This is a genomic window from Pseudoalteromonas citrea (genome assembly GCF_000238375.3).
GTDB classification, from domain to species: Bacteria; Pseudomonadota; Gammaproteobacteria; order Enterobacterales; family Alteromonadaceae; genus Pseudoalteromonas; species Pseudoalteromonas citrea.
The window spans coordinates 167,972-186,460 of sequence record NZ_AHBZ03000017.1 but is presented as its reverse complement, the minus strand read 5'-3'; the positions used below and the strand labels follow the sequence as shown (position 1 = coordinate 186,460).

The following is an 18,489-nucleotide window of genomic DNA, read 5'->3' as shown; positions in this document are numbered from 1 at the left end:
AAAATAACCACCAGTCAGCATGGTGCGCAAGCGTATGCGCCGTTTATTTCTCATGAGCACAGTTTCTTTCAGTATAAAAACACCGAAATGACCATCGTCGTGACAGAAAACGCCCAAGACCCGATTTATTGCCTGCTGTTTTGGGAGGAATTAGTGCGGTTTATGGACAATAAAAAGCCGTTACCAGATGTGCCGCGTTATGAAGCGGTGAGGCATTTAGACCCAGTAACTGCCGAGTATGACGTCGCCCAAGCAAAAGCAGGCAACCCGCGCCCTGAGGTGTATTGGCGTGATATGAGCTTTGACCAGCAAGAAGAAATATATAAAGAATTGCTAGAAGAATGCTTTGAGCTTGATTGGTTTAACCTAGAACCCAGAGATGAAATTACAGCTCCTTGGCAGCGCTGGACACCTAAGCCCGAGCTCAAAGATACACTCAATTGGAAGTATAAAGCCAAGCGATTAGGGTTACAGCTAGGTATGGGTTTACCATAGTGGATCATAATGAACCACAACAGAAGAAGAAAATTAGGAATTTGTCACAGTAAAACCGTGCCTTGCTTTAACGCGATAACATCAACATTTGGCTAAGTGATAGTGCCATCCCAAAGTGGCAAAATACCGAAAAACAAGGTGTCCGGGGTCGTTCGGAACACTATTCTGATTTAGCAATTGAAACCTGTTTAACCTTAAGAGCTTTATTTCACTTGCCGCTAAGAGCTTTAGAGGGGTTTGTAAATTCCTTGCACACTATGATGGATACTTCATAGCAATTAACCGGTTATAGCTGTTTATGCAAACACAGTAAAACATTTGATGTGCAATATAGAAAGAGCGCAGGCAAAGGTTTTATAGATATTGTGATCGATAGCACGGGCCTTAAAGTGTGCGGAAATGGTGAATGGCATACGAGAAAACATCGAGCGACTAAGCGCCGTACTTGGCGAAAACTGCACTTGGCCGTTGATGCGACAAGTCACGATATTGTGGGTGCTGAGCTGTCGATGGTAATGCCCTTGCCGATTTAATCAGACCACTGCGCAGAAATAGTGACAGAGTCACAGGTGATGGCACATATGATACACGCAGTTGCCCTGAGGAGTTATTAATTCGGTGAGCACTAGTTGTAGGTATTTTATAAATATTTATAGCCTAGCATTAAGCTAGGCTATAAAATTTTATTGGTTTACGTTGACCTTCTAATTATGTGTTTATGGTTAAAAAGTAACGTAAACTTCAACGTCTTCAGCTGTGTGTAGCGCGGTATAATTGATAATGGCTGGTTTTTTGCCTTCTGCACCCATACCTGCACTGCACCACACTTTATGTAGGTCTAAATCTTGTTCTGACATAGAGATGTTAGAGTATATTAGCTGCTGTTGATCAATCGTTTCGTTCACCAATGCAATTACGCCATCAAGCTCAGCTGAACGGCCAGCAACATCGACTGCTTGCTGATAAGTTATTTCTCCTGACTTTCCGGCTTTTTTTAGCATAACTTCAAACAGTTGCGATTTGGCTTCGTCTTTAACAATTTCATCAACGAGTTCTATTACATCATCATCGTCGCAGAGCGGGTTAGTATCAACCTGGTTGTCAGAACCACAAGCAGTGAGGGCGATAGCCGAAGCTATACATATTAAAAAAGGTGGTTTTTTCATTACGTTCCTTATAATCATTAATTACCAATAGAATATGTATTTTATACCAACTACATTACAGCCTTGTAATCGATGTAGTTGGTATTAAGCTAATAGCCGATTTAACTATTAGCTTCCAAAATAGTGTAGATCTGATCTTCTAAGTCTTCAATGTCGTCTTCAGTAACAACCAGTCGTGCGTTTGACTCATCTAAATCAAGTGCCTCCGCAAAGAAGCCCATTAAGCCTTTAGCCTTACGATCAATTTCAAAAATGACTTCGAGCTGTTCACCTCGGTTAAAGAATACGACTTCAACCTCATCAAAACGACCGTGGAAATCGCCAGAAATGGTTTTAAACTCCAATTCTTGTACGAATGGTAAGCGTGAGAACGAGGCTGATTCAATGCCTTCACAATCTGATTCATACAGTTTAAACCCTAGCTCTTCTAAGCTATCTATCACTGCTTGCTGTAATTCAGTTGGCGTGACGTGAATAAAGTCTTTATCAGATTTGTCGAGTGCCATATCAATGTCTAGGTTAGTTGTTAACCATGTTCTTGATTGGCCAACAGTGATTGGCGCTTCTAACGCTAAGTCAAATGCAAACGGGATCAATTTTTCTTCTGAGGGAGAAATCGTGAAGCTTTCGTTGATATGGTATTTTGCGAGCGTGTGGTTTTTGTTGATGGTAACGGATTCACCGTCATCATTTTCTTTTTCAACGGTATAATTGCAAACAACATTTAAATCAATTTTATTGATTTCTTGCTCTACTTTGCCACCGACAATTTTAACTGTGCCTGAAATTTCTTCGCCTGGCGCGATTTGATTATACTCTAAAATGGCATCAACTTTTGCTGCACCAATGCCCACAGTACCCAATACTTTTTTGAAAAACGACATACGCATCCTTATATATTATCAAAATTACCCCTCATACCTGAGGGGCTTAGTCCTGACGAGATTATAAAAGCCTAATTCTATCAGTCAATCACTATTCTCTATATTTCAATTGTCTCGCAGTTAAAGTTGAGAACTTAGACTGTCTTTTATTGTACTTTATGGTGTGGCATTAAATGTTATGGTAAAGGTTGCACCACCCAGATCATTTTTGCATGTTACGTTTATGTCTGCATTATGTGCATTGGCAATTTCACTGACGATAGATAAACCTAACCCGCTGCCAGTTAAGGCGGATTGCTCTTTTCGCCAAAATCGCTCAAACAGTTTAACTCTGTCACCTTCACTGATCCCCGGGCCTGAGTCTTTCACACTGATGGTATCTTTGGTGATTATTAGCTGCACTTGCGCTTGTTTATTCGCATATTTAAGGGCATTTTCTAGTAAGTTTTTGGTCAAGATAATTAAAGCGCCTTTATCACCGAGTACGTTACAGTCATCATCAATAATATCTAGAGACAGTTCTTTTTGATGAGTCACAGACAGAGGCCCTAATAGCATGCACACATCTTTGCCTATACTTTTTAGATCAACAAGACTATGGGCAAACCCAACTTGATTTTGTGCGCGGGATAAATCAAGTAACTGCTCTATTACCCGAGACATGTATTTAATATCGCCCATCAGCGCAGGTTCAACGTCAGGAGGAATTTCAGTGAGCTCTACTCGAGTCGATAAAATAGCAAGGGGAGTACGCAATTCATGAGCGGCATTGGCAACAAAGCGTTTTTGCTCTTCAAAACCAAGCTCGACACGTTCCATTGCGTCGTTTAGGCCCAATACTAGCGGCATAATTTCAGCCGGAACATCTGTGGTTGAAAGACGTCTGTCTAGTTGGTTTGGTTTGATTTGTAGTAACTGCGTAGTAACGTTTTTAACTGGTCGTACTAATGCCCTTATTGAAATAAAAGTGACGCAAACAAAGACAAGGAATGCAGCACCGATAGTCAGTGAGGCCACTTGGCTTAACACTGGCATAACTGCTTCATTCGCGAGTGCCCCTAATAAGTCATTGCGTGCTAAGTCTAATGCAAGGTTTTTGTTATCAAGTATAAATATTATTCTAAACAGGTCGGTATGCGTATCATTTCGTGCACCAATTTGTGAGTAACCTTCAGGTAGCGTCGCCGGCAAGGTATCAATTATGGTCGCAACATTCGGGTTTACAAACGACCTAAGTAGCTCTTGTTGCGTCGATAAATCAATAACACGAAACCCTAAATTATTGTAAAGCGCGTCATATCCCCATCGTTCTGCAACTCGTTCTGATTTGTAAACTAGCTGTGATTTGTTGTCAAACTCTAAGTTAGTTTGAATGTCTTCCGCCATTCCAAACATACTTTGCTCTACCGCTAGGTTGGCAAAATTAATTGAAAATAAATAGAGAATAACGGCAATCAATGAAAAAACACTACCGCCAATTAGTAAAAAGTGTTTGAGCAGCCGCAAGGACAAAGAGTTATTATTAAATATCATGCCAAAATGTACCCTATGCCTCGGATGGTATTGATGTGTGTGGTTGCACCGGCTTGTTCAAGCTTTTTTCTGATCCGGTGCATGGCGACTTGTATGGCATTATCAGTGACTTCAAACCCCATAGAGTAAATGGCATCAAATAATGACTCTTTACTTACAGTCAGTGTGGCATGCTTTAACATATATTCTAAAATAGCGACTTCTGTTTTTCCCATGGTTAAGTTCTGAGTGTCGACAGTAACACGGCGAGATTTGGTTTCTATTGTGACATTACCTCTGGTTAAGTCATTGCCTGAGTAATCAACAGGTCTTCTCATCAAAGCGCGCAGCCGAGCTTTAAGTTCATCGATTGAAAATGGCTTGTTGAGGTAATCATCAGCACCTAGGTCAAGCCCTTTAATTCTGTCATCTATACCACCGCGGGCAGTCAAAATAAGAATAGGAATGGGTATGCCTTTAGAGCGTAAATGCTTGATCACGTCTAAGCCATCTTTATCAGGCAAGCCTAAATCTAACACGATACCGTCATATTGCATGATGGACAGTTGGTAAAACATTGTGGCTGCGTCTAACGCGATATCTGCCGCATGGCCATCTTGCATTATGGCTTGCTGAATAAATTCAGCAAGTTGTTGGTTATCTTCAGTGATTAGCACTCGCATGGTCATTTCCTTTTCTCTAATCATTACTGTGTTTTTATGTCATGTCTAGCTGTTTTTAGCAGTAGATTAAGCGCCAAAGGCATAATAAACATCATCAATGCGGTAGAGGTGATCAACCCACCAATAACAGCCCAAGCTAATGGGGGCCACAGTGGGCTCTGTGATGATGTCAGTGGCAACATACCTATAATTGTGGTGATTGTAGTCAATAATATAGGTCTAAAGCGCTCATTTACCGCGGCTGCTATTGCTTGTTTTTTCTGTAATCCATTTTCTATTCCTTTAATTGCACTTTCTATTAAAATGATGGCGGTGTTTACCACAATGCCTGCTAACGCAAGTACCCCGAGAATTGACATAAAGCCAAAGGGAATATTAACCAAAGACAACATCGCTGGTGCGCCAATTGCACCCAGTGGAATACTGCACATAACCACTAAACTCAGCCTGTATGAATTGAACTGCAAAACGAGCGCAACGAACAGTAGTACGATGCCAGCGGGCATTGCGACCAATAATGCACTATTTGCTTGCTCTGACTCCGCGGCTTCACCACCAAACTCTATGGTGACACCAAATTTCTCAGTTAAATCTTTGGCTTGTGATTGGAGCACGGCAATGACCTCTTCTTCACTAAAACCATCAGCCACATCAGACAAAATTGTTAAGGTATGAAATCCATCTTGTCGCACTGCAACAGGCGGTGTACCCACTATATTTTGTTCTATAAATAGTGAAGCGGGAATAAATTGTCTGTTGTCAGCGAGTACTTGTGTTGACAACAAGGCGGTGGAGTTGTCTACCGGCTGTGGGACTGCGACAACTAAATCAATTGGATCTGTGGTGTAATTTAAGGTTGTCGCGATAAGACCAGTAGTTTGCCATGCAAGATACTGACTTATTTGCTGCTCTGTAATATTACTCACTTGTAATTGCTGTTTGTTGGTCGTGAGATTCAATGTTGGCTTGCCTAGTACGTAGGCTCTGCGCACATTTTTGGTGTCTGCACGTTTGCTAAGTGAGGCAAATAACGCTTCCGCCGCACCCAGTGCATTTTGATCCGTGCTAGCCAATACACGCACTTCTATCGGACTTTCGATTGGTGGTCCTTGCCCTAGTTCATTGGCTGTCACTATAAAGTTAGGAAACTCCACCTTAAACTCTTTATTCAATTGGGTTACAACTTCTGCAACTGCGACGTCAGCGTGGGTTTCAAATACAACCCGAGCTATGTGACTTTCATTCGGCTGCTGAACTAAATTATAGTAAAAGCGGGGGCCTGAGTTACCAGTAAAGCTGTAAGTATTTTTGATCAACTCACTGCTTTGCAACTTTTGCGCAATCGTGTTGGCAACGAGTGTTGTTTCACTCACTGCGGACCCAATTGGAAGTTGAATATCAACATAAGCTTGGTCACGGTTGGTTTTAGGGAAAAACTCCCCTTTAGTCGCTGGGAGGCTTAGCAGCAAAACGATTACACAGCTGCTTACTATGAGCGTTGATTTAGGGAAATTTAAAGAACTGTGTGCGATATGCCCGCCCGTTGCATTAAACATACGGGTGATGCGATTAGCTGGTTTATCTTTATACCTGAGTAACTTACTTAGAATTGGCACAAAAGATAATGAGATCACATAGCTGAAAAGAATACAAATGATCACTAAAACAGGGATCGTGGCAATAAAGTCGGCAACGCCACCTTTAGAGAGTAACATTGGAACAAATGCGGCAATGGTAGTGAGTGTTGCAGTTGCCAGCGGTTTATATAGTTCTTTAATGGCACAGATAGCGGCATGTGATCGGGTCATACCACGTTCTAAGTGATGTACAATTCGCTCAGCCATAACAATACTATTGTCAACCATAAGCCCTAAAGAAAGAACCAGTCCTGCGATGGTCATTTGATGAATTACACCGCCAAACATACCGAATAAGCCAATAGCAGATAATGCAATTGCAGGAATAGAAAGGCTAACAATGAGTGCGCTACGAAATGTCATTAAACACATTAAAACAAGCGCTACGCCAAGACAGCTATATAGTAAAGAGGTGAGTAAAGAGCTGCGTCGTTTTTGTGTCCAATCTGGTTGGAACAAATGAATTGTAATGTTGGTTGACGCGTATCGTTGATTCAAACTGGTGATAGTGTCTTTTATTGAACGTCCCGCGTCAGTTACGCGGATAGAATCTGGTGGCAGCGTGAGGGCCAGTCCAACAGTCCTCTTACCGTTATACCAAAACTGCTCGTTACTTTGCGGATCAGCACGATAGGCAATATCAGCAATACTAGACAAAGGAACACTTTGTCCATTGGGCATTGTGATCTGCGTATTTTTTACTGTTTGCAATGTATCAAGGCGCGTAAGTGAGCTGACTCCCGTCGTAAATGAGGGGTTTTGCAGCGTGCCTAAGCTGGTTTGTGCGTTACGTTGATTTAAAGTAGTCGCAACCTCAATAGGGGAGATCCCTGTTTCGCGCATACTTTGCGATGAATACTCAACGCTAAGTTGCTCTTTGGGTGCGCCAATTAAACTGGCCGCTCTGACGTAAGGCAGCTTTAATAATTCATCGCGAACAACAAGAGCCATGCGGCGGTCTTCTAGTAAGCCTTGGCCAGAGTCCACTGAGAGGACAATGCCTTGGGTATCTTGCACGCGATCATGTACAGAGAGGTTGATTTCGCCCATTTGACTTTCTACTTGACGTGTTCGGTCTTTCACTCTTTGCCAAATTACGTCGGTGTCATAGATGGTTTCTTTGAGCTCAATATCAATATTTGCATAACCTTGCTTTATACGAGCACTAAATGTGTGTATTTCGTCAATTTCACTTAGCACTCGTTCAATTGGCCTGACACCTTGGTCGGTAAGCTGTTCAATACTCATTCCAGGTTTAGAAAGCAATATCATGCCATTTCGGTATGCAAAACTCGGGTCTTCTTGCTCGTTTGCATTATGCCAACTGAATAAGCCCGTGAGCGCTAAAATGGTAATAATGCCCAGGACCAATCGTGGCTGAAAATACCAATGTGGATTTGACGTAGACATAGGTTACCTCTTCTCTAATACTGCTAGGTTCAGCGGGTTAATAATTTCAGACACTCTGCTGAGGGGGTGAAGTAGGGCTTTGTCACTGGTGAGCAATACCCCATCTTTTTCGACGGCAATTACTGTAACGGGTAGTTTGTTATAATCGACTGCGGATAATAAATATGCACGATTGCTAGGATCATAGCGAAGTGCTGAATGTGATACTTTGTAAAGCCTGTCATTTGAAATAGGCACGTGTAATTGTGCTGTCACGCCTAACTGCTCATAGTTACCGTTAGGTAAGCTAACGGTAACTTCAAATAATGCTGGTTGACCTATGTTTGGTAAACTTTTCTCTGTAACTGTGCCGATTGTCGTCATATTCAAGTTGGGAAATGACACTTGAACACTTTCTGTTTTAGGCAGTGAAATAGCAATGCGTTCTGGCAATGAAAAAACCACTTTTTGTGTTTCGCTAGACTCAAAACGAACGATACTTTCACCGGCGTTTATATAATCACCAGCACGAGAATAAAGCTTGCCAATAACACCCGCCTGCGGGGCCACTAATTGGGTTTCTCGTTGCTGGTTTTTTGCTTCTTCAAGCTGTGCAAGGGCATTATTGACCTGTTGCGTGGCTACTTTTAATGCGCGCTCAGCATCCTCGAGTACTGCGCTTGGCTGTAGTTTCTGTTTTACCAGCTCACTGCTTCTTTTTTGCTGAATTTTAGCTTGATGTAAGATGGCCTTGGCACTTTCATAACCAGACTCTCGAGATTTCACACGTAGCGCTAAGCTGGGCGAATACAATGTAGCAAGTACATCACCTGCGCTGACAATTTGCCCTTCTTTTACTAACACTCGTTCTATTCTGCCGTCTACAAACAATGCCATGTTGTAACTTTCGCTCCCTTGCACTCGGCCAAAGAAGTGATGCTGTGGCATTGTTTTGATTGGTGTTGCCATCTCCGTGTGTTCAAACACAACCACGGAGTTAGATTGACTTTGCACGACTTGCTCGTTATTGGCTGAGTTTGCGTCACAGCCTAATAGACTTAGGGCAACTGTACTTAGCAACACGTGTTTTAGTTGGATTTTATTATTAAAAGACATATGCATACCCAACTAAAATTTGTGCTTCGCCGGATTTATCTATAAGTGGGGAGTCTTTAATGTCACTGCCGTATGCAGAGTAGCTAATATCTGCTTTGATAATATGCTTATTATTGAACATCCAGTCACTTCCGATCCCAATCTCGAAATTAGTTGTGGCATCTAGTTGATAAAAGGCACGAGATGAGGTTGCTTCATTTTGCTTTACGCCAAAGTAGTAGTCTGCTAAATCTTCACTTTGATAGTTCGCGGAGACATAAGGCATGACTCGACCATTTTTAAACATAAACGGGATCCCGTAACTAGCGCTTAGCTCAAAGCCTTTATGGGTGCTTGTTATATCATGTAAAAGTGCAACACCAAATTCGCCAAAGTCAGTGTCAATTTCAGCTTCGATGCCGGCATCGAAACTCATATCACGGTCTTCCATACCAATGAATACATCCCCATCTGCCACTTCATAACCGTCGAAGCGTAAGTTACCAATCGCAGATAATTCAATTTGACCATTATTAAATAACTTGTAGCTCGCTCTTGGTCCAAGTAATGAAAAGTCGCCATATTGAAGGCCTATGATTGGTACGAGGTTGGTCTCTGTACCAACGTCGAGATACCCTTGATCAGAGGTTATTGCAGCAATACCCAAACTCCATGTCAGTTCAGAAGGCCCTTGCTGTGCAAGTGTGTGTGTTGAGCAAGCAAGTAAACATGCTGCATAAGTAGTTTTGATAAAAGTCATGTGATGTTCCTTAAAAGTAAATATACTAAGTTGTACCTAACATTTGGTACGTTGCTCACTGTGTTCAGTGAATGTGAATACTTTAAAAGGCGAAACTTTCTAGAAACTTACAAGCAGTAATTTATTCATTTTTTTTATATCAATCCGTCTTATGGCTGATATAAAATATTTATAAGGGTATAAATATGGCTTCAGAGCTATACACAACACACGCAGCACAATATGCAGAGTCCGTGACTCACAATATTTATAATGCGCACTATGAGCGACCATCTTTGCAGGCGTTAATGGGTGATATGACTAATTTAAATGTATTAGATTTAGGGTGCGGGTCAGGTATTTATGCTCAGTATTTGCTAGAAAAAGGCGCAAGCCGGGTCACCTGTATAGATGCTTCTGTTGACATGGTGACGCTGGTTAATACTTTATTGGGTAATAAAGTACATGCATATCAGCAAGATTTAACACTGGGGTTGCCCAACGAAAAAACGGACAGCGTGGATGTTGTGGTTTGCCCTTTAATGATCCATTACTTAGCCGACTTAACGCCGTTTTTTACTGAAGTGTATAGAGTATTAAAACCTGGTGGCTATATGGTTTTTTCTACACATCACCCATGTGCAGAGTCTGAACTGCGTCATGCGAACAATTATTTTGATACGCAAGAAGTGGTAGAGCAGTGGAATACAGTAGGTACGCCATTGGAAGTGCGTTTTTATCGACGTTCATTAACGAATATTATGCAAGCGATCACTCAAAGCGGCTTCGTGGTGTCAGCGCTATCAGAAGGGCAGGTCGATCCGGTGGTGAAAACACGATGTGAAAAAACGTATAAAAAGCTTTCTACTCGCCCTGCGTTTATCTTTGTGCGTTGTAATAAATAAAATAACGTTAGAATATCTGGCATTATTAGTAAGTTATCGCAAATAAGATGCTTTATTTTGCGAGTTATTTAGAATTAAATGAAAATAATTATCATTAGAGGTTTTTATGCAATTTGCGGTTCGTGCGATGTTGTCTGTTGTATTAGTAAGTGTCTCTTTCGTTGCGTTAAATAGTTATGCGCAAACCACTGAAGTCGATGTGTATATTCCATCATTAACGCAGCAAGCCGATGTAATGCGTTTGACTGGTACAATTGAAGCGACTCGTGATGCAAGTTTAGCCTCTATGGAAGCGGGCTCTGTCTCTGCTTTAAAGGTTGACGTTGGGTCTTTAGTTAACAAAGGGCAGAAGCTACTGGAACTTGATGACACGTTAGCCAAGTTAGAGCTCGCACAAGCTAAAGCTAGCTTAGAAGCCGCGACGGTTGCGAAACAGGAAGCTGAGCGGTTACTCGCTGAGGTTGTGGCATTATCAAAACAGCAAAGTGTTGCAAAAACTTTGATTGGAGAGCGCCGTGCCAATTTAGCTAATGCAAAGGCTGAATCAATAAAGCAACAGGCTGCAGTTTCTTTGGCGCAAGAAATTGTTAATAGACATGCTTTGTATGCTCCATTTTCGGGTGTTATAGCGAGTCGCAGTGTGGATGTAGGTGAGTGGATCACGCCACAAAGCTCGGTATTTTCTTTAGTGTCTCAGTCTGATTTACGCTTAGTACTCGATGTACCACAAGAGTATTATAATGACTTTGCTTCACAAGATTCAGTCGCTGCTGCGGTTACTCCTGATATTAAAAGTAGCGCTACAATAAATACGCAAATAACACGATTGGTGGGGGTTGCCAACCCAATCAGTCGCACATTTATCGCACACATAGATATACCGAATAACAATAACCATCAATTCATCGCAGGTATGTCGGCAAGTGCTGCGGTTTATCTTACGTCCTCGAAGAACAAAGTTTGGTTGCCAAAATCAGCAATCAAGCAACATCCAGATGGCGGCAGCAGCGTGTTTTCAATTGAAAACGGCGTTGCCAAACGCTTATTGGTCACTGTCGCACAGGCAAACACTGAGCAAGTGTCAGTATTGGGATTGTCTGGGGCAGAGCGTATCGTTGTGTCAGGGGTTGAACTATTGAAAGATGGCACAGCGTTAACTGTTAAATCAACCGTGAGCGATGAGCTATGATAGAAGCTGCTGTAAAGCGAGGGACGCTGGTTACGGTCGTTGTTTTGATCACGGCGATTTTAGGGTTGATCTCAGCACTGAATATTCCGGTACAAATGATCCCTGATTTAGAAGTGCGTACTATTACAGTACAAACTGGATGGCCAGGGGCAACACCACAAGATGTTGAAAAAGAAATACTCATTGAACAAGAGCGGTATTTAAGAAGCTTGCCTAACTTAAAGCGTATGATCTCATACGCTGAAATGGGTGAAGCCACGGTAGAACTTGAGTTTCCATTTGGTGTAGGTGTAAATGATGCATTGATCAGAGTAAATAATGCGTTGAGTCAGGTACCTGCATACCCTGAGAATGTCGACCAACCGAGGTTATTTTCGAGTTCGTTTTCTAATAATGCGTTTATGTACTTTGTACTTAAACCCCAAGCTGGTAACCCATTACAATTAGATGTGGATTTACTGCGCGATTTTGCTGAAGATTTTGTTCGCCCTCGTATGGAGAGTGTTGCGGGTGTATCTGAAGTAAGAGTGGGCGGTGGTGCACAGCGTCAGATCCAAATCAAAGTCGATGCAGCGCGTTTAGCACAGCGCGGTATTAGTTTAATCGACGTTAGAAACGCGATCAGAGCACGCAATAGAGATGCGTCAGGTGGCGACATAGAAAGTGGTAAAAGTCGCTATTTGTTGCGCGTAGTTGGGCGTTTTGAACAGCTTAGTCAATTAGAGAACCTAGTTGTTAAACGCATTGGCTCAGCAAATATTTTATTAAAAGATGTTGCGAGTATTACGCTTGACCACTTTGAGACTCGTGGGATGTCTTATTCAGATGGTGAAAGAACACTTAGTCTTTCAGTTAGACGCGAAAGTGGCTCTAATGTACTCGCGATAAAGGAACAAATGCTACCTGTTGTGGCTGAACTCAATGCGCAATTGTTAGCGCAAAATGGGTTAGAGCTCAACCTAATGAGCGACGACGTCAAATATGTGAAAAGCTCTTTGCAAAATGTATGGACTAACTTAGCATTGGGTGCCTTGCTTGCGACGCTTGTTATGTATTTTTTCTTGCGCTCAGGCCGGGCGACGTTAGTTGGTGTAATGGGGATCCCGTTATGTACAGTTGCGGCCTTCTTTGCTTTGATGAGCTTTGGTCGAACGATTAACGTTATTTCTTTAGCGGGTGTTGCGTTTGCAATTGGTATGACGGTAGATAATACCATTGTGGTGCTTGAGTCGATTGTACAGGCTAAACGCGAAGGACTGAGTAAGCGATTAGCAGCCATCAAAGGCGTGAAAGAAGTCTGGCCTGCGGTACTGGCCTCTACAGCGACAACGGTATTGGTATTCGCACCAATATTGTTTGTACAACAAGAAGCCGGACAATTATATTCTGATATCGCCATTGCTATTTCAGGTGCGATTATTGCTTCAATGTTGGTTGCTATTTTTGTGGTGCCTGTTGCACTGGCAAATTTTGGTAAAAAACAAGATTTAGATGAAAAACGCCAGTTTGAAATAGGGCAGTGGTGGCTTTCATTATCAAAGCTATTTACGCGTTCACAACAGCATGCGCGCATCATGAGTGTTGCATTTGTGATGGGTATTTTAGGCTTAGCTTATTCGTTAATGCCTGCGGCGGAATACTTGCCTGAAGGGGAAGAGCCAAAAGCGTTCTCTATGATGATTGCGCCGCCAAACTATAATTTATCTGAGATGGAAAAAATTGGTGCAGAACTACGCACTTATTTTGATGCCCATATAGAAGCTGACAGTGCTGATTATGATTCGGGTAAAACGGCTTTACCTCCGCTTGAATATTATTCGATGTCTGTCTCTGTTGGGCGTATTTGGTTTTTGAGTGCACCTGTTGAACCGCAAAATATAAACGATATGATGGCGGCAATCACCGCTAAGTTTAAAAGTTATGACGGTATGCGTGCATTTTCTGCTCGTGGTTCAATTATATCGAGTAATGATGGTGGAACACGCGCAGTTGCGGTGGATATCGCTGGCAGCGATATCATTGAGCTTTATAGTGCAGCTGAAGCTGTGTATGAAGAAGCTGACAGACTTTTTGATAACCCGCAAATTGACTCAGATCCAGGCTCTCTTGCTCTAGAGCAACCCCTTATTGAAATCAAACCGCGCTGGGATCGATTGGCTGAGCTTGGCATCAATAACCGTGACTTTGGCTACGCCGTGGCAGCGATGAGTGATGGTGCATATGTCGATGAATTTATTCTCAATGATGATAAAGTAGATATGTTTTTGTTCAGTGGCGCTGGCAATCGTCAGAATCTTGTTGAGCTAGAGACTACCCCAATTGTCACCCCTCAGGGTCAGGTTTTGCCGTTAAATGCCTTAGCCGATCTGGTCGAGAGTAAAAATAGCAATTCTGTGCGTCGTGTAGATGGTAACCGAACTGTGACTGTGTATATTATTCCGCCTCGGGATGTCGCATTAGAAACTGCAGAGCAAATTGTCCGTCAAGAGTTGCTCCCTAATTTATGGCAGCAAGGCAAAATAGCGCAAGGGATCAAGGTGAGTATAAGTGGTGCAGCTGATCAGCTCGAAGCGACTAAATCTGCGTTGTCAGGTAACTTTGCAATTGCACTCGTATTGAGTTATTTGCTATTGGTCGCGATATTTACCCATTGGCGCTACCCATTATTTATTTTAGCGACTGTGCCGTTAGGGATGGCTGGTGGCCTCTTGGGCCTAGTGACTGTTAATGGTATTAATAGTGCTTTAACCGCAGTCGGTTTGAGTGCGTTTCATCAACCATTTGACATGATCACAATGCTTGGTTTTTTAATACTGCTTGGAACAGTGGTGAATAATCCAATTTTGATCGTAGATCAAACGCGCCGATTTATTCTTGAACATGGCATGTCAGTGCGAGAAGCGGTTGAACAAGCGGTTGCAAAGCGGTTACGACCAATTTTAATGTCAACGGCAACGACGTTATTTGGTTTAGCGCCTTTGGTATTGATCCCTGGCGAGGGCACTGAGTTATATCGCGGTGTAGGGGTGATTGTACTCAGTGGTATTTTGGTGTCGACATTTTTGAGCTTAACATTTTTACCTGCTTTATTGGTGGCGGTCATTAAGCCTAACAATGATAAGCAAGTAAGCGCTTAAACATTTTTAAAAGTGAAAAGGCCGTGCTCAATAAGTACGGCCTTTTTAATAGTTTTTTGTCAATTACCGACTTTATTGACAATACTACTTCTTAGCAATCACCCACACAGCGTGCACAATTCCTGGTATGTAACCAAATAAAGTGAGTAGAATATTCAGCCAAAAGGCACCCCCAATACCAACTTGTAGAAACACACCCAGAGGCGGTAACAAAATGGCAATAATGATCCGTAGTAGATCCATTAGTTTCCCCTTATTATTCGTTATAGTTAAGTTATGTCTACCTATGAAGGTATAGCAGGTTTAGCAATAGATGCTATTTTGTTGCTCAACTTTTGCTGTTTGGGTTACGCAGGTGTACTGAGCTGTTCTAGTTGCTACTTGCTAGTGACTTTTTTAGATATATTCTATAATTTTGCATAGTGGCATAAATAGAGGGACTTAATTGGTGTTCGAAATTATGATATTATTTAGATAATAATTAATTACTTATGCTCATATTATGGACGATATTTTTCAATCTTACTTAAATAATTTTAGTTTTGTGTTATTGCTTTTTTGTGTGATGTTTTTCGCTAAGTGGTTATATAACGCGACAACTCCCTATGACACCTTTCATCAAATCATAAAGCAAAAAAATACCGCACTGGCAACATCGGTTGCTGGATTTATGTTGGGTGTTGTGATCATTTATAGTGCCATTTTAGCAGGTCCTTCTGCTGGGCTTATTACCGACCTAATTTTAACGGGTGTATATACGTTAGTCGGCCTGCTTCTATTGATTCTCTCACGAATTATCAATGATAAACTCATTCTACATTCATTCTGTAATCGTCTGCAGCTTATTGAAAAGCAAAGTACTGCGATAGGTGCAGTACAAGCGGCCAGCTATATTGCTAGCGGCTTGCTGATAGGGGCATCACTTAGCGGTGAAGGGAGCTGGGCTTCTGCCATTGTATTTTACGCGCTAGGGCAGGTGTGCCTTGTGGTGTGTGCCAAATTATATGACACAGTAACACGCTATGAATTGTTACATGAACTAGAAGCTGGAAACTCAGCAGTTGCCATCAGCTTTTCTGCAACGTTAGTAGCACTTGCGATGGTATTAGTTCATGCGTTAATTGGCCCATTTGTTAGTTGGCCTGCGAGCATTCAGCTTTTTTTGGTGGACGCATTTATCGGACTTGTCGCGTTAATTGTGGCAAGACTGTTTATTGATAAGGCGCTATTTCCCTCCATTTGTATAGATCATGCTATTGGTAAAGAGCGCAATTATGCAATCGCTTTAATTGAAGGCACTGTAGCGCTCTGTGTTTCACTTGTTATTGTACTTGCGTTGTAGGTGTTCTATGACGCATTTAAAACTATTTTTAGTAATTGCAGTAACATGGGTTGGGTGTTTTTTTTACAGTAGTGTGCTTGATACGCCTGTTCAAAAGCTCAAGTTTCAACCGGGATCTGAATTTGCGAATACAGAACGCGTATATACTTTTGAAGTACCTGAAGATGGCTCAATTATGCGCTTTGATGTGAACGGTAGATTAGCGTTACAAAGCTGGAAAAGCCTTGAGTTAATGGTTTTTGGCCCAGACGAGCAGTATCTATTTACTATTAAAGATGAGCTGTGGGCTGAGTCGGGTCGTGATTCAGATGGCAGCTGGACTGAATACAGAGATAAAATTCGTATCTCGCAGCGATTTCCACAAAAAGGTCAATATACCGCTGTTTTATATGATGAAAAGGGACCACATCGTACTGGCAGTGGTAGTGAATACTATTTTAGGATCACTGCACTCAAAGGTGACTCAAGTATACTAACCCTGTGGTTATGGGTATTGGGCATTATATTGGCCTGTTATGTATTCTATGGTTCAAATTACCTCGAGAATAAGAATGATTATAAAAACCCTTACCTTGATAAGTCATCCGTCTTTTCTGGAGTATCTAGTTTAACCATTATTCTAGTAGTAGTGTTACCGGCCATTGTATTGTGTGTGCTAGCCAGCCATAAAAGTGATGAGCCTATCAACTGGGTTTATGTGAGTTCTTCGCATAAATCAATCTCAAGTGATCGTCAGATGCGGGAACATAGTTTGGGCAGTGCAGGATTCAGAACATCAGGCTCCCGAGGTGGTAAGTAGTGCTACGTGAAAGCCACATTCTACTGTTTAGCATTTTTGTCGCAGGGTTATGTTCTATCGTTTATGAACTATTGATAGCAACTACTGGCTCTTATTTTTTAGGCGATAGTATTACACAATTCTCTGTGACGATTGGTATTTACATGGCGTTTATGGGCGTTGGGTCTTACCTTTCAAGATTTATTGCTGATGAGGGGTTACTGCAAAAATTTATAGGGTTTGAGCTATTACTGGCTCTGCTAGGTGGTTTGTGTGTCCCATTTTTGTATTTGGCTTATGCGGTTGATGTATCGGTTCAAATTACGTCAGTGGTATTAACCGCTGTTATTGGTACCTTGATTGGGTTAGAAATTCCCTTATTGAGCCGTTTAATGGAAAAACACTATACGTTAAAGGCAAACCTATCAAATGTGTTGTCAATTGACTACTTCGGCGCGCTTATTGCGACGTTAGTGTTTCCATTTATTCTTTTGCCATGGTTAGGAATTTTTAAAACCTCTTTGACCTTTGGCTTAATTAATCTCAGCATCGCGTTATCGCTACTTTGGTATTTTTCTTCGCAGCTGTCAGAGTCACCAAAGCGACTATTAAAGCGGGCTTTTATATTGGTCTTGTGTGCTTTAGTTGGCATGATGATATTTAGTCAAAAGCTGAACAAAGCGTGGAACGGCCATGTATATGAAGACACGGTTGTGCATAGTGAACAGAGTAAATATCAGCAGGTGGTTATGACCCGCCATAAAAATGATGTTCGATTATATTTAAACGGCGGTTTACAGTTCTCTTCAATTGACGAATATAGATACCATGAAGTTTTAGTACATCCTTTAATGAGACGAGTTAAAAAAGCCGAGCATGTATTATTGTTAGGTGGGGGAGACGGGCTCGCGGTGAGAGAGTTACTTAAATACCCACAACTGAAGTCGATAACGGTGGTGGATTTAGACCCTGCAATCGCTGAACTTGCTAGAGAAAACCACTATTTGACAGCCCTAAATGATAAAGCTTTTGACGATCCGCGTGTAATGGTCCATCACCAAGATGGGATGGTTTTTCTGTCCAAGACACAGGTGCGATTTGACGCCGTGTTCATTGATTTACCAGATCCAAAAACCATTTCGCTGGCGAGGCTTTACTCAAAGCAGTTTTATTTAATGGCTAAAAAAATACTTAAAACAGACGGCGTACTCATAACACAAGCAACGAGCCCTTTTTTTGCTAAAAGTGCTTTTTGGTCAATTCATAATACCCTACAAGCGAGTGGGTTTGACACCTTGCCGCTAAAGGTCAATGTCCCTTCTTTTGGCGAGTGGGGATTTGTAATGGCTTGTAAAAGCGAGTGTTCAATAAAGCAAGATTATGAACTTAGTAACACACGATTTTATTCTTCGCTAGCGGAGCCAATGTTGACACAATTTACGCCGGACTTAGCAGAGACTGGTCAGCTTATTAGTACGCTAGATAAACCGAATGTGCTTTACTATTATTTGGATGGTTGGCGATACTGGAATTAAACT

General features: G+C 41.8%; 16 protein-coding genes and 1 pseudogene. 9 read left to right on the top strand and 8 right to left on the bottom strand.

The genetic code is table 11. The features are described from left to right. The 3 genes and pseudogenes from PCIT_RS11835 to PCIT_RS11825 all read left to right on the top strand — a co-directional run. Positions 1–495, top strand: a pseudogene (locus PCIT_RS11835) (hypothetical protein); the annotation flags it as partial. Between the two features lie 80 nt (positions 496–575). Continuing rightward, positions 576–770, top strand: a complete 195-nt coding sequence (locus PCIT_RS23345; protein ID WP_192992795.1) for a transposase — start codon at positions 576–578, stop codon at positions 768–770. Positions 771–818: 48 nt separating this feature from the next. Further along, entirely contained in the window at positions 819–1,028 is a 210-nt protein-coding gene (locus PCIT_RS11825) for an IS5 family transposase (protein ID WP_021032334.1), read from the top strand. A gap of 189 nt (positions 1,029–1,217) precedes the next feature. On the opposite strand, the gene PCIT_RS11820 is transcribed toward PCIT_RS11825, so the two are convergent. The 7 genes from PCIT_RS11820 to PCIT_RS11790 form a co-directional block, all read right to left on the bottom strand. Then, on the bottom strand, positions 1,218–1,661 hold the full coding sequence (locus tag PCIT_RS11820) for a hypothetical protein (protein ID WP_010367611.1): 444 nt from the start codon (positions 1,659–1,661) through the stop codon (positions 1,218–1,220). A gap of 101 nt (positions 1,662–1,762) precedes the next feature. Further along, a complete protein-coding gene (locus tag PCIT_RS11815; protein ID WP_010367609.1) occupies positions 1,763–2,545 on the bottom strand; it encodes a sporulation protein in 783 nt (260 codons plus the stop codon). 156 nt (positions 2,546–2,701) lie between these two features. Further along, a complete protein-coding gene (locus tag PCIT_RS11810; protein ID WP_010367607.1) occupies positions 2,702–4,078 on the bottom strand; it encodes a sensor histidine kinase in 1,377 nt (458 codons plus the stop codon). Next, positions 4,075–4,740, bottom strand: coding sequence for a response regulator (locus tag PCIT_RS11805; protein WP_010367605.1), 666 nt, complete (start codon positions 4,738–4,740; stop codon positions 4,075–4,077). The genes PCIT_RS11810 and PCIT_RS11805 overlap by 4 nt, the downstream gene beginning before the upstream one ends. Positions 4,741–4,763: 23 nt before the next feature. Next, entirely contained in the window at positions 4,764–7,787 is a 3,024-nt protein-coding gene (locus PCIT_RS11800) for an efflux RND transporter permease subunit (protein ID WP_010367602.1), read from the bottom strand. Between the two features lie 3 nt (positions 7,788–7,790). Then, positions 7,791–8,882 (bottom strand): efflux RND transporter periplasmic adaptor subunit, encoded by a 1,092-nt coding sequence (locus PCIT_RS11795; protein ID WP_010367601.1) that lies wholly within the window; start codon positions 8,880–8,882, stop codon positions 7,791–7,793. After that, positions 8,872–9,621 carry a MipA/OmpV family protein gene (locus PCIT_RS11790; RefSeq protein ID WP_010367599.1) on the bottom strand — a complete coding sequence of 250 codons (750 nt, stop codon included), beginning with the start codon at positions 9,619–9,621 and terminating at the stop codon, positions 8,872–8,874. The genes PCIT_RS11795 and PCIT_RS11790 overlap by 11 nt, the downstream gene beginning before the upstream one ends. Positions 9,622–9,806: 185 nt before the next feature. On the opposite strand from PCIT_RS11790, the gene PCIT_RS11785 reads away from it, so the two are divergent. The 3 genes from PCIT_RS11785 (at position 9,807) to PCIT_RS11775 (ending at position 14,831) form a co-directional block, all read left to right on the top strand. Beyond that, entirely contained in the window at positions 9,807–10,505 is a 699-nt protein-coding gene (locus tag PCIT_RS11785) for a class I SAM-dependent methyltransferase (RefSeq protein WP_010367597.1), read from the top strand. A gap of 106 nt (positions 10,506–10,611) precedes the next feature. Then, positions 10,612–11,694, top strand: coding sequence for an efflux RND transporter periplasmic adaptor subunit (locus PCIT_RS11780; RefSeq protein ID WP_010367596.1), 1,083 nt, complete (start codon positions 10,612–10,614; stop codon positions 11,692–11,694). Continuing rightward, positions 11,691–14,831 (top strand): efflux RND transporter permease subunit, encoded by a 3,141-nt coding sequence (locus PCIT_RS11775; protein ID WP_010367594.1) that lies wholly within the window; start codon positions 11,691–11,693, stop codon positions 14,829–14,831. The genes PCIT_RS11780 and PCIT_RS11775 overlap by 4 nt, the downstream gene beginning before the upstream one ends. A gap of 84 nt (positions 14,832–14,915) precedes the next feature. Here the strand turns inward: PCIT_RS11775 and PCIT_RS11770 are convergent, their stop codons facing one another. Further along, the gene (locus tag PCIT_RS11770; protein WP_010367592.1) at positions 14,916–15,074 is read right to left on the bottom strand and encodes a YqaE/Pmp3 family membrane protein; all 159 of its coding nucleotides are present in this window, start codon (positions 15,072–15,074) and stop codon (positions 14,916–14,918) included. 259 nt (positions 15,075–15,333) lie between these two features. Between PCIT_RS11770 and PCIT_RS11765 the strand changes: the two genes are divergently transcribed. From PCIT_RS11765 to PCIT_RS11755, 3 genes are read left to right on the top strand one after another with little or no spacing between them, the layout of a single operon-like run. Then, positions 15,334–16,173, top strand: coding sequence for a DUF350 domain-containing protein (locus PCIT_RS11765; RefSeq protein ID WP_010367590.1), 840 nt, complete (start codon positions 15,334–15,336; stop codon positions 16,171–16,173). 7 nt (positions 16,174–16,180) lie between these two features. After that, positions 16,181–16,972, top strand: a complete 792-nt coding sequence (locus PCIT_RS11760; RefSeq protein ID WP_010367588.1) for a hypothetical protein — start codon at positions 16,181–16,183, stop codon at positions 16,970–16,972. Further along, positions 16,972–18,486 (top strand): polyamine aminopropyltransferase, encoded by a 1,515-nt coding sequence (locus PCIT_RS11755; RefSeq protein WP_010367586.1) that lies wholly within the window; start codon positions 16,972–16,974, stop codon positions 18,484–18,486. The genes PCIT_RS11760 and PCIT_RS11755 overlap by 1 nt, the downstream gene beginning before the upstream one ends. The last annotated feature ends 3 nt before the right edge of the window (positions 18,487–18,489 follow it).

What these genes read in the sequence shown, in the direction of transcription:
- PCIT_RS11820 (WP_010367611.1), bottom strand. Translation starts at nt 1,661, where the DNA reads ATGAAAAAACCACCTTTTTTAATATGTATAGCTTCGGCTATCGCCCTC.
- PCIT_RS11815 (WP_010367609.1), bottom strand. Translation starts at nt 2,545, where the DNA reads ATGTCGTTTTTCAAAAAAGTATTGGGTACTGTGGGCATTGGTGCAGCA.
- PCIT_RS11810 (WP_010367607.1), bottom strand. Translation starts at nt 4,078, where the DNA reads ATGATATTTAATAATAACTCTTTGTCCTTGCGGCTGCTCAAACACTTT.
- PCIT_RS11805 (WP_010367605.1), bottom strand. Translation starts at nt 4,740, where the DNA reads ATGCGAGTGCTAATCACTGAAGATAACCAACAACTTGCTGAATTTATT.
- PCIT_RS11800 (WP_010367602.1), bottom strand. Translation starts at nt 7,787, where the DNA reads ATGTCTACGTCAAATCCACATTGGTATTTTCAGCCACGATTGGTCCTG.
- PCIT_RS11795 (WP_010367601.1), bottom strand. Translation starts at nt 8,882, where the DNA reads ATGTCTTTTAATAATAAAATCCAACTAAAACACGTGTTGCTAAGTACA.
- PCIT_RS11790 (WP_010367599.1), bottom strand. Translation starts at nt 9,621, where the DNA reads ATGACTTTTATCAAAACTACTTATGCAGCATGTTTACTTGCTTGCTCA.
- PCIT_RS11785 (WP_010367597.1), top strand. Translation starts at nt 9,807, where the DNA reads ATGGCTTCAGAGCTATACACAACACACGCAGCACAATATGCAGAGTCC.
- PCIT_RS11780 (WP_010367596.1), top strand. Translation starts at nt 10,612, where the DNA reads ATGCAATTTGCGGTTCGTGCGATGTTGTCTGTTGTATTAGTAAGTGTC.
- PCIT_RS11775 (WP_010367594.1), top strand. Translation starts at nt 11,691, where the DNA reads ATGATAGAAGCTGCTGTAAAGCGAGGGACGCTGGTTACGGTCGTTGTT.
- PCIT_RS11770 (WP_010367592.1), bottom strand. Translation starts at nt 15,074, where the DNA reads ATGGATCTACTACGGATCATTATTGCCATTTTGTTACCGCCTCTGGGT.
- PCIT_RS11765 (WP_010367590.1), top strand. Translation starts at nt 15,334, where the DNA reads ATGGACGATATTTTTCAATCTTACTTAAATAATTTTAGTTTTGTGTTA.
- PCIT_RS11760 (WP_010367588.1), top strand. Translation starts at nt 16,181, where the DNA reads ATGACGCATTTAAAACTATTTTTAGTAATTGCAGTAACATGGGTTGGG.